Consider the following 14,477-nt stretch of genomic DNA (forward strand, 5'->3'; position numbering starts at 1 on the left):
GCGCGTGCTGGGCGTTCGCTGTCATTGCGTTGCTCCTGCCCTTGGACAAAGTAGGCAGAGTGCACGCGCGGCGGCGACGGGTCGGTGCGTTACCGAACATTGGCCCCAAGTGAGGCGGATCTCCAACGCCTCTCATCCTTCACTGAACAGATTGACTCCCGCGGGGAATTCACGCGTCTCTCGCGCAGCTTTGACCAAGTGATCCCCAGCCTGAGCGCGATATGAGCACTCGCTGCTTTCAAGACATTCTTCTTGCGCGGCACCGCGCCACGCTCCGTTCGGCCAAGCATTTGCCGAGCTCCGCGACCCTCCGGCTCTATTGACTTGCCGCAACCGCACAGCCTGGAACCTCGGATTGGACGACGGCCAGAACCATGACGGCAGTACGCGTCGCATGCGCCTAGGTCTCACGGGAAATTGCGTGAGTCTTGCAGATCCATCGCAACAGCGATCGCAGCTTCGCATGGGGTAACGTGGTGACGCCCGCAGCACCTGATATTCCTTACGTGGCGATGTATCGGTCCGAGCAGCGCAGCTCTCTGATCAGCTCAATAGCCATGCTTGCTCAAGACAGCTGTGATTTTTCCCGCGCACTGCAGGTTGGCGACGCCTCAGAATCGGTGGCCCGCGCAATGCGTCCAGGCACGGTTTAGGCGAAAACTCTTCCGGCATTGAGGATTCCGACAGGATCAAGCACGGCCTTGAGGCTGCGCATCAGTTCGAGTTCGGCATCGCTGCGCGCCAAGCGCAGGAACTCCTTCTTGATCACGCCGATGCCGTGCTCCGCCGAGATCGATCTCCTGCGCGGCCTCCATGAAGTCGGACCACATTGCCTCGAAGGCGGAAAGGTCGAGCCTGGCCAGCGACAAGGCGATCTCCGCCGACCCCGGTGTCGCTCCACCGGCCAGGCCGGTGAGGCCCCCCCCTGCACGACGATCTTCTGGCGGTGCCGCGCGCACAGCGCAAGCGCATCGGCCGCCTGCTGGGGCGTGCGCGGAAACAGCACGAGTGCGGGTGCCATCTTCCTTGCCTCGCTCCAGTCGCCCGACTGGGCGGAGAGCAAGGCCGGATCCGAGGCGACGTTGGCTTCGCCCAGCACGGACACGAGCGCGTCGCGCAGCTCATCGGCAACGCCAGCGGGGGCTTCGATCTCTGCCATGGATTTGTCTCCTGTTGCTCTCGCCACTCTAGGTGTTGGGACGCGCGGCGTGAAATACCGATTGCGCTGCACGCATGAGGGAAAGCTTATGGCAGCGGGCGGGCCTTCAGGGTGCCGTCAGCCATCAGCATCGCGATCACGTCCAGCAGTGCGGTGCGCACCGCCTCTCCGGCCGGCGTCAGCGGATGGTCGACCATCCACGCGACCGATTGGGTGCGCTCGATGCTCGGCTCGACGATGTCGCGCGCCACCACCCCCAAGGCCTCGGCATCGGAGAAGGCGTTGCGCGGCATGATCGCGAAAGCCAGTCCTTCCTGCACCACTCGGCGGTAGAGCTCCGGATTGTTGAGCTCGTACTGCACGTTGAGCGCGCAGTTGTGCGCCATCGCCGTGCGCTCGATGAGCTTGCGCAGGTCATGGTCGCGGTCGGGCGCGACCAGCGGGCGGTCGCCGATCTCCGCGAACCGGATGGGGCCGCCTTCTCCCTCGAACGGGAAGTCGAGGCCGAACAGGCAGAAGCGCTCCTCGAAGGCGGGAATGGATTCAAGGCGAGGGAGTTCGTAGGCGACCGGCAGCAGTGCCAGATCCACGCGGCGCGCTTCGACCAGCGCGCGGGCCTCGCGCGACATGCCGGTGCTGATCTGCAGGCGAACTTCGGGCGCGCGTTCGGCCAGCAGCCGGAACAGCGGCACCGTCAGCACCTGCGCCACGGAGCCCACCAGGCACAGGCTCACCGCGCCGCGGGCTTGGGTCGACGCATCGCGCACGTCGTCGTTGAGACGGTCCAGTTGCCGCAGGATCGAGACGGCACGGTCCAGCAGGCGCTGTCCCTCGGTGGTGAGCTTGATGCCGCGCGCATGGCGCTCGAGCAGCGCGACGCCCAGTTCCTCTTCCATGGCCGAGATGTGATGGCTCAGCGCCGGCTGCGCGATGTGCAGGGTGCTGGCTGCCGTGGTGATGCTGCCGGTGCGGGCAATCTCCACGAAGTACTTGAGTTGCCGTGGCGTCACGGCGCCCACTCTAATGCATGGACCTGGCGCTGCTCGCGCTCACGCGGGGGCCGTGCCCGCTTCCGCCAACGCACTCTTCGGCACCGGGGTGGCGCCGCCCGCGCCCATCTTCGATGCGACGTCGACGCCGCCCAGCCTCTCGATCATGGCGTGCTGGTCCGACTTCGCGAGTGCATCGATCGCTTCGGGGTTGCAGATGCGTCGCAACTCGGCCTCCATGTGCTGCACGAGGTGTGCGAAGGCGGGATCGCCGGCGAGATCGTCGAGCTCTTCCGGGTCTGCTTCCAGGTCGAACAGTTCAGGCCGGTAGCGTACGTAGTAGTGGAACTTCCATTTCCCCTTGCGCACCATGAAACCGGCCGTGTTGCTGCCCGCCGCGTGGTATTCGCTGAACACAACGCGTTCGGGATCCTCAGATGCCGCGGCGAGCGCATAGAGGGATTGCCCGGGACGGGCGTCCATCTTCGGGGCGGGGTCGATGCCGGCTCCCTCCAGGATCGTCGGGAACAGGTCCAGCAGGTCGACGGGTGTTTCGCAGACGGCCGGCTTCACGCCGGGTCCGGCCACGATCATCGGAATGCCGACACTCTCCTGGTACAGCGTCGACTTGCCCCAGAGCCCGCGCGCGCCGAGGTTGTCGCCATGGTCGGACGTATAGACCACCGTGGTGTCGTCCTGCAATCCGGCCTGCGCGATCGCATCGACGATGGCGCCTACGTTGTGGTCGAGAAAGCTGCACAGGCCGTAATACGCGGCGAAGGCTTCGAGCCGCTCCTGCGGTGACTTGAACTGTTCTTCGTTCTTCATGAAGTCCGCGTACGCCTGCACCCATGGATGCCGCTGGTAGCCCTCGGACGGGTGAAGCTTCGGCGCAGGCAGGCCTTCCAGCGGATAGAGCGAGAAGAACTCCTCCGGTGCGATCAGCGGAAAGTGCGGCGCAACCAGCCCCACGTAGAGCACGAAGGGATCATGGCGGCGCTGCGCCGCGTCCTGCAGCCATTCCACGGCGCGCGAGGTGACGCAACGGTCATACGAGGTGTAGGCCGATTCGCCCGCGCCGACACGATCGCCCAGCATGCGCTTGGCCGAAGGCGTGGAGACGTACGGATCGCGAATCGATGCCCACACCATTCCGTGCCCACCCACCACGTGCATGGGGATGTGCTCCTTGTCGAAGCCGGCGGGATCTTCTTCCGCACGGTAGTGCAGCTTGCCGATGCTCTCCACCCGGATGCGCTGCCGCTGCAGGACATGGCCCCAGCCGCGCGGGTCACCGGTATAGGGCATGGCGTTGTCCCAGTGCCGCGTCTGATGCACCCGCATCCCGGTGGCGAAGGCGGCGCGCGCCGGTACGCAGATGGGGCTGGGCGTGTAGGCGTTGGTGAAGCGCACGCCGCGAGCCGCGAGGGCATCGAGGTGGGGCGTTTTCGCGACCGGATGTCCGGCGCATCCCATGATGCGAGGGTCATGTTCGTCCGACATGATGACGACAACATTGCGACGTGGCACGGCGACTCCTGGGGTGTCGATGAGTGGGTCCGGGAATTCGGAACGGCGGCTCAGTCTTCCGGCGTGTAGCCGACCGCCTTGACGATGCGGCTCCATTTCGCGTGTTCGGCGCGCACCTGCTTGTCGAGCGCCTCCGGGGACATCACGAGCGGCTCGTACTCGGCTTTCTTGAGCAACGCACTGACCGCAGGCGCCTTGACCGCCGACGCGACGGACTGGCCCAGCTGCGCGATCATCGCGGGTGGCGTGCCGCTACGCGCGAAGAAGGCAAACGACTCCGTGATGACCAGGTCCGGGAAGCCCGCGGACTTGAAGGTCGGCACGCCGGGCAGCGCCGCGTTCGAAGTTGCCTCCGAGATCGCGAGAATCCGTATCTTGCCGGCGCGATGCATCTGCAAGAGGTTGGGCGTCGTCGTGATCACGCAAGGCAGGTTGCCGCCGACCACGTCGGTGAGCGCGGCCGCGCCGCCCTTGTAGGCGACCTGCGTGAGATTCACTTTCGACTCCTTGCCCAGCATCGCGCCGACGAAGTGCATGGCCGTGCCCGCGCCGGGCGTGCCATAGGCCGCGAACTTCGGATCCTTGCCTGCCAGCGCCAGGAACTCCTGCAGCGTCTTGGCCGGGCTGTCAGCGCCGACAGCGATCGCAAAGCTCATGCTGCTGGCGCTTCCCACCGCGGCGAAATCCTTCAGCGGGTCGTAGCGCAGCGACTTGAACACATGCGGGTAGAGCGTCAGGTTGCCCAATGGCGTCATCAGCAGCGTGTTGCCGTCGGCCGGGAGCGTCAACAGGGCTTCCGTCGCGAGCCGGCCGCCCGCGCCGGCCTTGTTGTCGACGATCACGGTATGGCCGCTCTCGCGCAGACCCTCGCCTACGGCGCGCGCCACCGTATCCGCGGCACCGCCGGCCGCATAACCCACGAGCACGCGCAGCGTCTTGTCCTGCGCGATTGAAATGCCGGGCAAGCCGGCAAGGGCGGATGCACCGAGGCATGCCGTGAACTGGCGGCGGCTGAGAGGCATGTTGTCTCCTGGCGATGGTTTGGTGGGGACCAAGTATTGAGCGCGCGATCCAGCAGGAGAAATACCGTTTGGATGCTCGAGGTATGCGGAAAAACTTATGTGCGGCAGGCGGTGCGCGTTCAGCGCGCGAGTCCGATCATCAGAGCGCCGACGAGGCCTGCGAGACGAGCGCCATTCCTCGCGGTTGCATCGGCGCCAACCTGCGATTGAAATTTATTGTTGACGAAGCAGGCCCAGATACAGAGGCATACGCAAGCCGATCGACAGGCAGCCTCGCCGCCGAACAATCGCTCATCGGTTCGGAAAGCGCATGCGATCCGGCTGACAACCTCTCTTCCAGATTGCCATCACCCACCCGAAAGGAATCATCATGAAAGCTTCCGTCCTTCTCGCCACCGCCGCCCTCTCGTCGCTGTTCGCCTTGAGCGCGAGCGCCGAGCAATACCAGGGCGTGCTGCAGTTCCATGCCAGCGCAAGCCGCGCCAGCGTCAAGACAGAGGCGGTCGTTGCATCGCACAACCCCGACCCGTACCGCGAGGGCGCATCGGCAGGCGCCGCTCCGGCGTTGCATGCCGTGGTTGTGCGCGCGGACGCACGCGCCGAAGGCGTGGCCGCGGCCCGTATCGGCAACCTTTATTCGGACGGCGCCGACGCCGGCGTGCCGCATGCATTCGCAAGCACGCTCGATCGCACGGCGGTGCGTGCGCAGGCGCGCGCAACGGCGGCGCACGGTGTGACCGAGGGAACGCTGTAAGCGGCCACTGGTGCGATTCAATCACTTCGGATTCCAGGAGATTTCAATGACCGCTTCCCAACAGTTGCCCCGCCGCTCGTTCCTCGGCAAGGCGGCGCTCGGCATGGCCGCCGCCCAGCTCGCTTCGATCGTGCCCGCTTTCGCTCAATCCGCCGGCACCGGCACCGGCAGCGTCAAGCGCCTCGAGCCGCTCAAGAGCATCGAGGCCGGCAGCCTCAGCATCGGATATTTCGAGGCAGGGCCGGCCGACGGTGCCCCTGTGATTCTTCTTCACGGCTGGCCCTACGACATCCACATGTTCGTCGACGTCGCACCGCTGCTTGCCGCTGCGGGCTTCCGCGTCATCGTGCCGTATCTGCGCGGATATGGCACCACCCGCTTCCTGTCGGCCGACACGCCGCGCAACGGGCAGCAGTCGGTGGTTGCCGCCGACATCATCGCGCTGATGGATGCGCTGAAGATCCGGGTCGCCACCGTTGCCGGCTGCGACTGGGGCGCGCGCACGGCGTGCATCATGGCCGCGCTGTGGCCGGAGCGCGTGAAGGCGCTGGTGTCGGTTAGCGGCTACCTGATCGGCAGCCAGGAGGCCGGCAAGATGCCCCTGCCGCCACAGGCCGAGTTGCAGTGGTGGTACCAGTACTACTTCGCGACCGAGCGCGGCCGCGCGGGCTACGAGAAGAACCGCCACGACTTCGCCAAGCTCATCTGGCAGCTCGCATCGCCGAAGTGGAACTTCGATGCGGCCACGTTCGAGCGCAGCGCCGTGGCATTCGAGAACCCCGATCACGTTGCCATCACGGTCCACAACTACCGCTGGCGCCTCGGCCTGGCCGAGGGCGAGGCGAAGTACCAGGCGCTCGAGAACAGGCTCGCCAAGGCGCCGGTGATCGGCGTGCCGACGATCACGCTCGAAGGCGATGCCAACGGCGCGCCGCACCCGGAACCCAGCGCCTATGCGAAGAAGTTCTCGGGGCGCTACGAGCATCGCTTGGTCAGCGGCGGCATCGGCCACAACCTGCCGCAGGAAGCGCCCGAGGCCTTCGCGAAGGCAGTGATCGACGTGGCGCGTGGGTGAGCCAGCGGCAAAAGGAACAGCGATGAAAGCAGTTGTGATGAACCGAACCGGCGATGTCGAGGCCTTGGCGTATTCGAAGTGGCCGGACCCTGTGCCCGGCCGCGGGATGGTGCTGGTGCAGATCGCCATCGCCGGCGTCAACTTCATGGACATCGGCATGCGCTAGGGCATGGCGTGGAACGAGATGCCCAACTTGAAGATCTTGGGCGTCGAGGGCGCAGGCCGCGTGCTGGCCGTGGGCGAGGGCGTCGACGGCTCCGACATCGGCCAACGTATGGCTGGGTCTACGCCTGGCCGATGCCGCCAAGGCCCACGCCGACATGGCAAGCCGCGCGACCACCGGCAAGCTGCTGCTGATGCCGTGATGCCGGAACCGGCTTGACTCCGATCATGGGCCATAGAAGTCCCAGGCGCGAAGGCATACCCAGGCTCACGATTGCATCTCCTGCAATTCTTTGGAGCAGGCGCAATCCTGCTATCCGTGGCGATGAGCCTTGGCTGGTCGTTCAAGGGTCGAAAGCACCCCCCCGACGCTGTACGCGGTGGCGAGGCTCATCGCAAACAGTTCTCCTCCGTCTTCGACCATGGTCAAACCACGAAATCCGATGCCCGCGGAATCTGCCGCGATATGCGCCATGTCGACAAAGATACCGAAGAACAGCAGCACGGCGAACATCACCAGCAACTGAAGGGAACGCGCTTGCGCAGGCGGTTCGCTGTGGCGGTGCGCCCACCAGCACAGCAGCATCAGGGGCACGCCAAAGAGTGCTGAAACCAGCAGTTCACCGAGGTCTTGTGTGCGCAATCCGAAGGCGTTCGCGAAGCCGAGGAGATGGGCAAGCATGGTGCCGCCGCGTTCATGAATCATCAAGTAGTCGTCGAGTAGCGCGTACGCGAATACCAGCCCCCAGGCGGCGTAGACGAGCTGGCGGCAACGCGCGGCCATGATCGCCAGCGCAACCGCAACCACTCCAGCCTTGAGGTATTGCCACCACTCCGCAGCCCCTCGATCGGCTTGAAGCAGCAACCGGTCTTCATTCAAAACCTCGAGCCAGCGGGCAACGTGGAGGATGCAGAACAAGAGGTCGGCCATAAGCAGCAGCACCAGGCCGCCGCGAAGCATCAACGAGACGGCTTCTCTGGTCCCTGCTGCCAGCAGCTTGGAGGCGATGGCCGTCATTCGGCGCCTATCGATGGGGTGCGGGTCGTGCATGCAAGGGCTCACGGGGATGGTTCTTGTTCGCGGCTCACCCGTTCCAGGTGGCGGCCCGGCGTCGATCATTATGTGACCAGACTGCCGCAGCAAATTTGGCCGACTTTGACAGCTACCTCACGCCCTGAGCGGCCATCGGGCCTTCAGCGGCCCGCCAGCGCCGCCGCTTCGGCCGCTGCATCAAGCGGCTGGCTGGCGCCGATGCTGGCCAGATAGGTGTCGAGTGCGGAGCCGGCGCCCGCCGGTGCAAAGCCGCCTGCATCATTGCCCGCGACAGAGGCGAAGCGCAGATCCCATTGGCCCATGCTGTTGCGGCAGGCCACTGCCTCGACCCGCGGGGCTTGGTCAGGCTCGAGCGAGAAGTCCCGGCACAGCGCCCCGCCCGCGTCGCGAAAGCTCGCGATCACCGCCATCGGCGTGCGGTCGGCCACGGCCTGCCCGCCGCTGGGCAATTTGTCGAGCAAGCCGGCCAGCGCCGGGCTCGCGCGGTCACCGACGGCGAGCACGGGTGGGCCGTCTTGGAGCGCGCTGACGATGCCGTAGCTGACCACGCCGGCCAGCACCGAGGCCGCCACCGCCGTCGGCAGCGCCATGTTGGCCCAGCCGTCGCGCAGCCACTGCAGCCAAGACGATCGCGTGGTCTGCGCGGCAGGGCGCTCCACCGTCGCCGTGGCCGGCGCGCTCTGCGCCGCTGCCATCGCCTCGACTGCTGCGCGCAACGCCGGCGGCACGGGCGTGCCGAGCTGCCGATCGAGCGCTTCGCGCGCGAGATGCCGAGTGCGATGGAACATCGCGACGCGTTCGGCCAGCGCGGCATCGCGTTCGATCGCCGCCGCTATGACTGCCGCCTCCGCTTCCGTCAGGCCGCCGTCGACGTAGGCCATGAGCTGCACGTCGTCCGTGACGAGACGATCAGTCGACGCGTTCATGTGTGCACCTCCCTCGGCGCCGCACCGGCGTCCAGCCCGGCCAGTTGCGCTACACGCAGCCGCGCGCGGGCCAGGCGGCTCATCACGGTGCCGATCGGCACGCCGGTGACGGCCGAGGCCTCCTTGTACGAAAGCTCCTCCACGCACACCAGCAGCATCAGCTCGCGCTGGGCGGCGGGCAGACGGTCGATCGCGAGTTGCACGCGCTCCAGCGTGCGGCGCGCGTCCATGCGCTCGTCCTCGTCTGCGTCGGCAGGCAACTCGCTCATGTCGTCGATGTCCATCGTGACTCCTTCGGTCTGTTTGCGGCGCAGCCGGTCGAACCAGAGGTTGCGCAGGATGGTGAACACCCACGCCAGGAAGGGGGCGTTGTCGTCGCGCGGCGGCGCGGCCAGAGCGCGCTCGCACGCGCCCTGCACCAGTTCGTCGGCGATGTCGCCGTCGCGGCAGATGGCGATCGCGTAGCGACGCAAACGCGGCAGCGCCTCGACGAGCGCCCGGCCCCGGTCCTCAGGCATCCTTGGTCCTCATGGGATGGAACACGTGCGGCCGGCCACTTTATTCCATCCGTTTTGCATCGAGGATGGAATAACCGTGCGCTGGCCGCGTCTTGTCCTAGTCTATCGATCGTCGATCTGCCGGAGCCCCCGATGACCCTTCGCCTTCGCTCACCCGTTGCTGCCTTGCCCTTCCTGCTGCGTTGTCTGCTGGGGCTGGGTGTCAGCTGGCTGCCGCTGCTGCCTGCGTTCGATGGCGCGCCTCTGGGCGGCGGGTCGGTCGCCCACGCAGATGACGACGATGACGACGACGATGATGACCGCGAGCGCCCCATGCGGCGCACGCCGCCACGCGAGGTGATCGCAACCGGGCTCACGCCGGCCCAGCTCGCTACCCTGCGCCAGCGCGGCTACGCAGTGGTCGCGCAGCGGCCCAATGCGCTGCTGGGCAATGTGACCTTGCTACGTGCGCCGACGGGCCGGCGGCGCGATCCGCTGGCCGAGGTGCGCGCCCTCGGGGGCGCAGTGCGGGCCGACCACAATCACAGCTACCGGCTCAATCAACAGTCGGTCTGCAACGGTCTCCCCTGTACGCCGGGCTGGCCGCTGGCGCAGATCCAATGGCCGGCCGCGGGTACGCGCTGCAACGCCGCCCAGCCGACCATCGGCCTGATCGACACCGGCGTCGAGCACAGCCACCCGGCGCTGAAAGGCGCCGCGATCGAACGGCTGACGTTGCCGGGACACGGCCAGCGCCGCCGTGCGGACACGGCGCACGGCACGGCCGTGGCGGCGCTCTTGGTTGGACGCGGCGAGGGCGTCGTCTCCCTGCTGCCGCGCGCGCGCCTGCTGGCGGTGAACGCTTTCTACCGCGCCGGTGCTGCCGGCGACCGCATGGAGGCCTGGGATCTGGTGGCGGCGCTCGATGCCGTGACCAGTGCCGGCGCGCAGGTCGTGAACATGAGCTTTGCCGGCAGCGCCAACGCCTTGCTCGGCGATGCGCTGGCACAGCTCGATCGGCGGGGCATCGTCATGGTCGCGGCGGTTGGCAACGCCGGCCCGCGCGCGGCGCCGCAGTACCCCGCTGCCTACCCGCAGGTGATCGCAGTCACCGCCGTCGCTGACGATCGACGCGTCTATCACCGCGCGGGCCGAGGCACCCACGTGGAGCTGGCTGCGCCCGGCGTCGCCGTGCCGACGACCGATGCCGGCAGGGCGACAGTGGCGCGCAGTGGCACCTCGTTCGCCGCGCCCTTCGTCACGGCGGCGGCGGCGGCGCTGATCGGGCGGCCCGGCAGCAATCCCGCAACCGTGCGGCGCGCGCTCGGTGACGCGGCGCTGGATCTGGGCGCGCTGGGGCGTGATCCGGTCTACGGCCTGGGCCTGCTGCAGCTGGCCCGGTTGTGCGGGGAGCGCGCGCAGCGCTGATCGCGATCCCAGGGGAATAAAGCGCGCCGCCGGCCGTCTTCGGTGCACACCGTCCGGAGACCGCGCCATGATCCAGCCCCTTCGCTTGCCTGTGTCCGCCCCGTCCTTGGCGTTGCGGCGCCTGCCCTCGGCCGCGCGTGTGCTGTCGCAGCTTCGGCCCTGGGCACCGGCGCTCTTGTGCGTCGCACTGATAGCGCTCGGCGCGTTGCCGGTTGCGGCGGTGCCTGCGCTGCTGGGGTCCGGGCTGCTGTGGCTGCTGCTCGCGACCTTCGTGCTCGCGGCCGTCGTGCAGGGCAGCGGCCTGGCCGAGCGGCTCGCGCTGCGCGTGATCGCGGGCGCAGGCAGCATGGCCGCACTGTGCTGGCGGCTCACGTTTTTCATTGCGGCCACAGCCTTCGTCATCCCTTCCACCTCGGCCCGCGCCGCGTTGCTGATGCCGGTGTTCGCCGCGCTCGCGCGCGTGCTCGCGGCGCCGGGGCCGGTGCGCGCGCTGGCGCTGCTGTTCCCCACCGTCATCCTGCTGTCGGCGGGCGCATCGCTCACCGGCGCGGGCGCGCATCTCATTGCCGCTGACGTCATCGTGCGCCTCGGCGGCGCGCCGATCGGCTTCGGGCGTTGGGCTGTACTTTCGGCGCCCTTCGCGCTGGCAGCCTGCGCCGTGGCGACCTGGCTCATCCTGCACATGTTTCTGCAAGCGCACGAGCGCCGCGCGCGGCCCGCTTGGCGCGCGCCATCGAGCCCGCCGCTCACGCGGGCGCAGCGCGCCGTCGGCGCCGTGACGGGGCTCACCGTGGCGGGCTGGCTGGTCGCGCCCGCGCTCGGCTTGCCGCTGGTGGCCGTCGCGATCGGCGGTGCGCTCGTCGCGACCCGACGGGGTCTGACCGGCACCAGCCTGCCGCAGGCCCTTCGGCAGGTCGACTGGCGCCTGCTCGGGCTGCTGGCGGCGATCATGCTGATGGCACAGGCGCTGCTGGCCAGCGGGGCGGTGCAGGCGTGGCTCGCGGGCGCCGCCGGGGCGCTGCAGACGGCGGATATCGGCCCGCGCACGGCGCTGCTGATCGCCGCTGTGGTGGCTGTGCTGTCGCACCTGGTCATCGTCTCGCGCACGGCCCGCGCGATGGTGCTGATGCCCGCGGTGGCGCTGCCGCTATCGGCCACCGGGGCCGATGCGGCGCTGCTGGTTCTTGTCTGCGTGCAGGGCAGCGGCTTCTGCCAGAGCTTCGCGCTGAGCGCCAAGCCGGTCGCGATCTTTGCGCGCGCGATGGGCCCGGGCGGGCAGGGCGCCTTTGGTTCCGGCGACCTGCTGCGCCTGGCAGTGCCGCTGGCGCTGGCGACAACGTGCCTGCTCGCGCTGTTCGCGTTCGTCGTCTGGCCGCTCCAAGGGCTTGGGCATTAAAAAACTCGCGCAGCGACGGAATAGCGCGGCTCGGCCTGCGTCTTCCCATCAAGCGCAGGCCTTCGCCGGCGCAATGTCAAGGAGCCCCATCATGCGCACCCGCATCGATCACCGCCGGACCCGTCGACCCACGCGCGCTACACAACGCCACGCCGCACCGTCCTTCACCGTGCTGGTGGCGCCCTCGGGCTTCAAGGAGGGCCTCGATGCCACGCAGGTGGCCGACGGCATCGTGGCCGGCGTGCGCTGCGCCATGCCCGACGCCCGGGTGCTGTGCGTGCCGATGATCGATGGTGGGGAAGGCTTCAGCGCGGCCATGGTTCGCGCCACGCAGGGTCGCTGGCAAGCCCACACCGTGACAGGTCCGCTCGGTGTACCCGTTGCCGCCGGCTTCGGCCTGCTCGGCGGCGATGGCCCACGCACCGCCGTGGTCGAAGTGGCGGCCGCAGCCGGCCTGCGGCTGGTGCCGCGCGATGCGCGCGACCCGATGGCGACCACCAGCCGTGGTGTGGGCGAGCTGATCCGCGCCGCGCTCGATGCCGGCGCCGAGCGCATCCTGCTCGGCTGCGGCGACTCTGGAATCAACGATGGCGGCGCCGGCATGGTGCAGGCCCTGGGCGCGCGCCTGCTCGACGCCGACGGCAGCGAACTCGGCGCCGGCGGCGGCGCGCTGCACCGGCTGGCGCGTATCGATCTGTCAAGGCTCGATGCGCGACTGGCCCACGTCCAGCTCGATGCGGCAGTCAACTGGCACAACGTGCTGCTCGGCGAGCGCGGCGTGGCGCGCGTTTTCGGGCCGCAGAAAGGCGCCACGCCGCAGCAGGTGGTGCAGCTCGGCGCCGCGTTCGACCACTGGGCGGCATGTATTCGCGATTGCACCGGCGCCGAGGTCGGCCATGTGCCTGGCGGCGGCGCATCGGGCGGATTGGGCGCCGCCTTTGCTGGGCTGCTCGGCGGCGCACTGCATCCGCGCTTCGACCTGGTGATGCGCTATCTCGACTTCGACGCATTGTTGCGGCGCGCCGACCTCGTCATCACCGCCGAAGGCTGCCTCGACAGCCAGACGCCCTTCGGCAAGGTGCCTGCCGAGGTGGCGCGTCGCGCCAAACTGCGCGGCTTGCCCGTCGTAGCCCTGGCTGGCGCCCTGGGCACGGATGCGCGCCTGAACCTGGCGCACGGCATCGATGCGTTCGCCAGCATTCAGCAACGGCCATGCACGCTGGACGAGTCGATGGAAAACGCGAGCGAATGGCTGGCGAGGGCGGCGGAGAACACGGTGCGCTTGCTGTGGGCGGGGACGCGACTTGCAAAACCGAACGGCCGCGTGCTCAACGAGGCAGGCTGGCTGCAGAGCACGATGGATGCGACAGACCGCATTCATCGGCGCCTGGCGGAGCGCTTCTAAGAGCGGCAGATACGAGATGTGGCTGGCACCCTAGACGGGTTCCATTGGGCGATGCGGGCCTGTGGGAAGGTGGACAGAAACCGCATCCCCCGGAGCCACTTCTCCTCCGAGCACCACAACGCCCATCACGCCGGCCTTTCGAACGAGAGACCCGTCCGCTGCGCGACCCGACACAGCCTGTGTGAGGCCCTGTTGAAAGGCATCGAGCTGCTTGCACGGATTGCGCAGGCCTGTCAGGCGTATGAGTGCCCCTGACCCGATCTTCAGCTCGGTGCCAACGGGCAAGGCCAAGAGGTCGAGCCCGCCCATCGTGATGTTCTCGCCAATGTCGCCAGGCCTCAGAGCAAAGCCGGCAGCGGCCAGCTCATCGAACAGCTCCATCTGCACCAGGTGCACCTGGCGGAGGTTGGGCTGCAGTGGATTCCGCGCGACACGCGACCGGTGCTTGACCGTCTCGCCGCAATGCGCATCGCCTTCCACGCCCAGGCCCTCCAGCAAGCGAATGCTGCTCACGGGAATCTTCGAGAAGTGATGAGAAGGGCTGAGCGAAACGGCTCGGACACGGGGGATGGGGGTGGATTCGTCAGGCATACAAGAATCTGAGGTTCTTGCCGCATTCTGCCGCCCGACTGGCCCAGCGAAGGGCCCGGTGTTGGCCGTCAGCTGTATCGACCTTACGAGCGAATTGCCTCTTCGGAGGCGCTACCGCGAAAGTCTTCCGCCGTCAGCGACCCTCGCACTTGACCTCTTCCTTGAACACCTCGCGACTGGCCTCGAGCTTGACCTTGCACGGCCCATCCCGGAACTCATCCTTCCATTCCCCGCGCCACGTTGCTCCGATGCCATCCTTGCACTTGACCTCTCGCTTGAACTCCCCTCGCTTTGACTCCTGCTTGACTTCGCAAGGCTTGGCCCAGCGGTCCTCGCGCCAGTCGCTGCGCCAGTCATCGCGTCGCCAGCGCTTCTTCGAGTCATCGTCATCGGCGAGAGAAGGGGCGGCAAGGGCGGAAAGCACCAAGAACGCGACAGTGGCTCGAATGGACATTTGATTCTCCTTGACGAGATGTGCGGCTTCGAAGC

At 67.7% G+C, this 14,477-nt stretch carries 16 protein-coding genes; 7 read left to right on the top strand and 9 right to left on the bottom strand.

What is annotated here, in order from left to right; genetic code table 11:
- Positions 1 to 649 precede the first annotated feature (649 nt).
- From EJI01_RS29235 to EJI01_RS05665, 4 genes are all read right to left on the bottom strand, one after another.
- Positions 650 to 1,159: an FAD-linked oxidase C-terminal domain-containing protein gene (locus EJI01_RS29235; protein ID WP_260602343.1), complete on the bottom strand. Its 510-nt coding sequence runs from the start codon at positions 1,157 to 1,159 to the stop codon at positions 650 to 652.
- Between the two features lie 86 nt (positions 1,160 to 1,245).
- A complete protein-coding gene (locus EJI01_RS05655; protein WP_126836153.1) occupies positions 1,246 to 2,169 on the bottom strand; it encodes a LysR family transcriptional regulator in 924 nt (307 codons plus the stop codon).
- A gap of 39 nt (positions 2,170 to 2,208) precedes the next feature.
- Positions 2,209 to 3,774, bottom strand: a complete 1,566-nt coding sequence (locus tag EJI01_RS05660) for a sulfatase-like hydrolase/transferase (protein ID WP_126836154.1) — start codon at positions 3,772 to 3,774, stop codon at positions 2,209 to 2,211.
- On the bottom strand, positions 3,729 to 4,700 hold the full coding sequence (locus tag EJI01_RS05665) for a Bug family tripartite tricarboxylate transporter substrate binding protein (RefSeq protein ID WP_126836155.1): 972 nt from the start codon (positions 4,698 to 4,700) through the stop codon (positions 3,729 to 3,731). Before EJI01_RS05665 ends, EJI01_RS05660 begins: the two co-directional genes overlap by 46 nt.
- A 370-nt stretch (positions 4,701 to 5,070) precedes the next feature.
- On the opposite strand from EJI01_RS05665, the gene EJI01_RS05670 reads away from it, so the two are divergent.
- From EJI01_RS05670 to EJI01_RS29645, 4 genes are read left to right on the top strand one after another with little or no spacing between them, the layout of a single operon-like run.
- On the top strand, positions 5,071 to 5,454 hold the full coding sequence (locus EJI01_RS05670; protein WP_126836156.1) for a helicase SNF2: 384 nt from the start codon (positions 5,071 to 5,073) through the stop codon (positions 5,452 to 5,454).
- A gap of 46 nt (positions 5,455 to 5,500) precedes the next feature.
- Positions 5,501 to 6,529 carry an alpha/beta fold hydrolase gene (locus EJI01_RS05675; protein ID WP_126836157.1) on the top strand — a complete coding sequence of 343 codons (1,029 nt, stop codon included), beginning with the start codon at positions 5,501 to 5,503 and terminating at the stop codon, positions 6,527 to 6,529.
- A 22-nt stretch (positions 6,530 to 6,551) separates the two neighbouring features.
- On the top strand, positions 6,552 to 6,695 hold the full coding sequence (locus EJI01_RS28680) for a hypothetical protein (RefSeq protein ID WP_185878832.1): 144 nt from the start codon (positions 6,552 to 6,554) through the stop codon (positions 6,693 to 6,695).
- A gap of 18 nt (positions 6,696 to 6,713) precedes the next feature.
- Complete coding sequence (locus tag EJI01_RS29645) at positions 6,714 to 6,911, top strand: alcohol dehydrogenase catalytic domain-containing protein (protein WP_409513937.1); 198 nt, start codon at positions 6,714 to 6,716, stop codon at positions 6,909 to 6,911.
- Positions 6,912 to 7,004: 93 nt separating this feature from the next.
- Here the strand turns inward: EJI01_RS29645 and EJI01_RS05680 are convergent, their stop codons facing one another.
- The 3 genes from EJI01_RS05680 to EJI01_RS05690 all read right to left on the bottom strand — a co-directional run bounded on the left by EJI01_RS05680 (position 7,005) and on the right by EJI01_RS05690 (position 9,189).
- Positions 7,005 to 7,709: a hypothetical protein gene (locus tag EJI01_RS05680; RefSeq protein ID WP_126836158.1), complete on the bottom strand. Its 705-nt coding sequence runs from the start codon at positions 7,707 to 7,709 to the stop codon at positions 7,005 to 7,007.
- A 176-nt stretch (positions 7,710 to 7,885) separates the two neighbouring features.
- Positions 7,886 to 8,671: a hypothetical protein gene (locus EJI01_RS05685; RefSeq protein ID WP_126836159.1), complete on the bottom strand. Its 786-nt coding sequence runs from the start codon at positions 8,669 to 8,671 to the stop codon at positions 7,886 to 7,888.
- Positions 8,668 to 9,189 carry an RNA polymerase sigma factor gene (locus tag EJI01_RS05690; RefSeq protein ID WP_126836160.1) on the bottom strand — a complete coding sequence of 174 codons (522 nt, stop codon included), beginning with the start codon at positions 9,187 to 9,189 and terminating at the stop codon, positions 8,668 to 8,670. The genes EJI01_RS05685 and EJI01_RS05690 overlap by 4 nt, the downstream gene beginning before the upstream one ends.
- A gap of 132 nt (positions 9,190 to 9,321) precedes the next feature.
- Between EJI01_RS05690 and EJI01_RS05695 the strand changes: the two genes are divergently transcribed.
- The 3 genes from EJI01_RS05695 to EJI01_RS05705 all read left to right on the top strand — a co-directional run bounded on the left by EJI01_RS05695 (position 9,322) and on the right by EJI01_RS05705 (position 13,397).
- Positions 9,322 to 10,596, top strand: a complete 1,275-nt coding sequence (locus tag EJI01_RS05695; RefSeq protein WP_126836161.1) for a S8 family serine peptidase — start codon at positions 9,322 to 9,324, stop codon at positions 10,594 to 10,596.
- 67 nt (positions 10,597 to 10,663) lie between these two features.
- A complete protein-coding gene (locus EJI01_RS05700) occupies positions 10,664 to 11,992 on the top strand; it encodes an SLC13 family permease (protein ID WP_126836162.1) in 1,329 nt (442 codons plus the stop codon).
- Between the two features lie 91 nt (positions 11,993 to 12,083).
- Positions 12,084 to 13,397: a glycerate kinase gene (locus tag EJI01_RS05705; RefSeq protein WP_126836163.1), complete on the top strand. Its 1,314-nt coding sequence runs from the start codon at positions 12,084 to 12,086 to the stop codon at positions 13,395 to 13,397.
- Positions 13,398 to 13,427: 30 nt separating this feature from the next.
- On the opposite strand, the gene EJI01_RS05710 is transcribed toward EJI01_RS05705, so the two are convergent.
- Together EJI01_RS05710 and EJI01_RS05715 are read right to left on the bottom strand one after the other, a co-directional pair.
- Positions 13,428 to 13,988, bottom strand: a complete 561-nt coding sequence (locus EJI01_RS05710) for an MOSC domain-containing protein (protein ID WP_126836164.1) — start codon at positions 13,986 to 13,988, stop codon at positions 13,428 to 13,430.
- Between the two features lie 133 nt (positions 13,989 to 14,121).
- Positions 14,122 to 14,442, bottom strand: coding sequence for a hypothetical protein (locus tag EJI01_RS05715; RefSeq protein ID WP_126836165.1), 321 nt, complete (start codon positions 14,440 to 14,442; stop codon positions 14,122 to 14,124).
- Between the last annotated feature and the right edge of the window lie 35 nt (positions 14,443 to 14,477).

The sequence above is a fragment of the Variovorax sp. MHTC-1 genome (genome assembly GCF_003984645.1).
In the GTDB taxonomy this organism is placed as follows: Bacteria; Pseudomonadota; Gammaproteobacteria; order Burkholderiales; family Burkholderiaceae_C; genus Variovorax.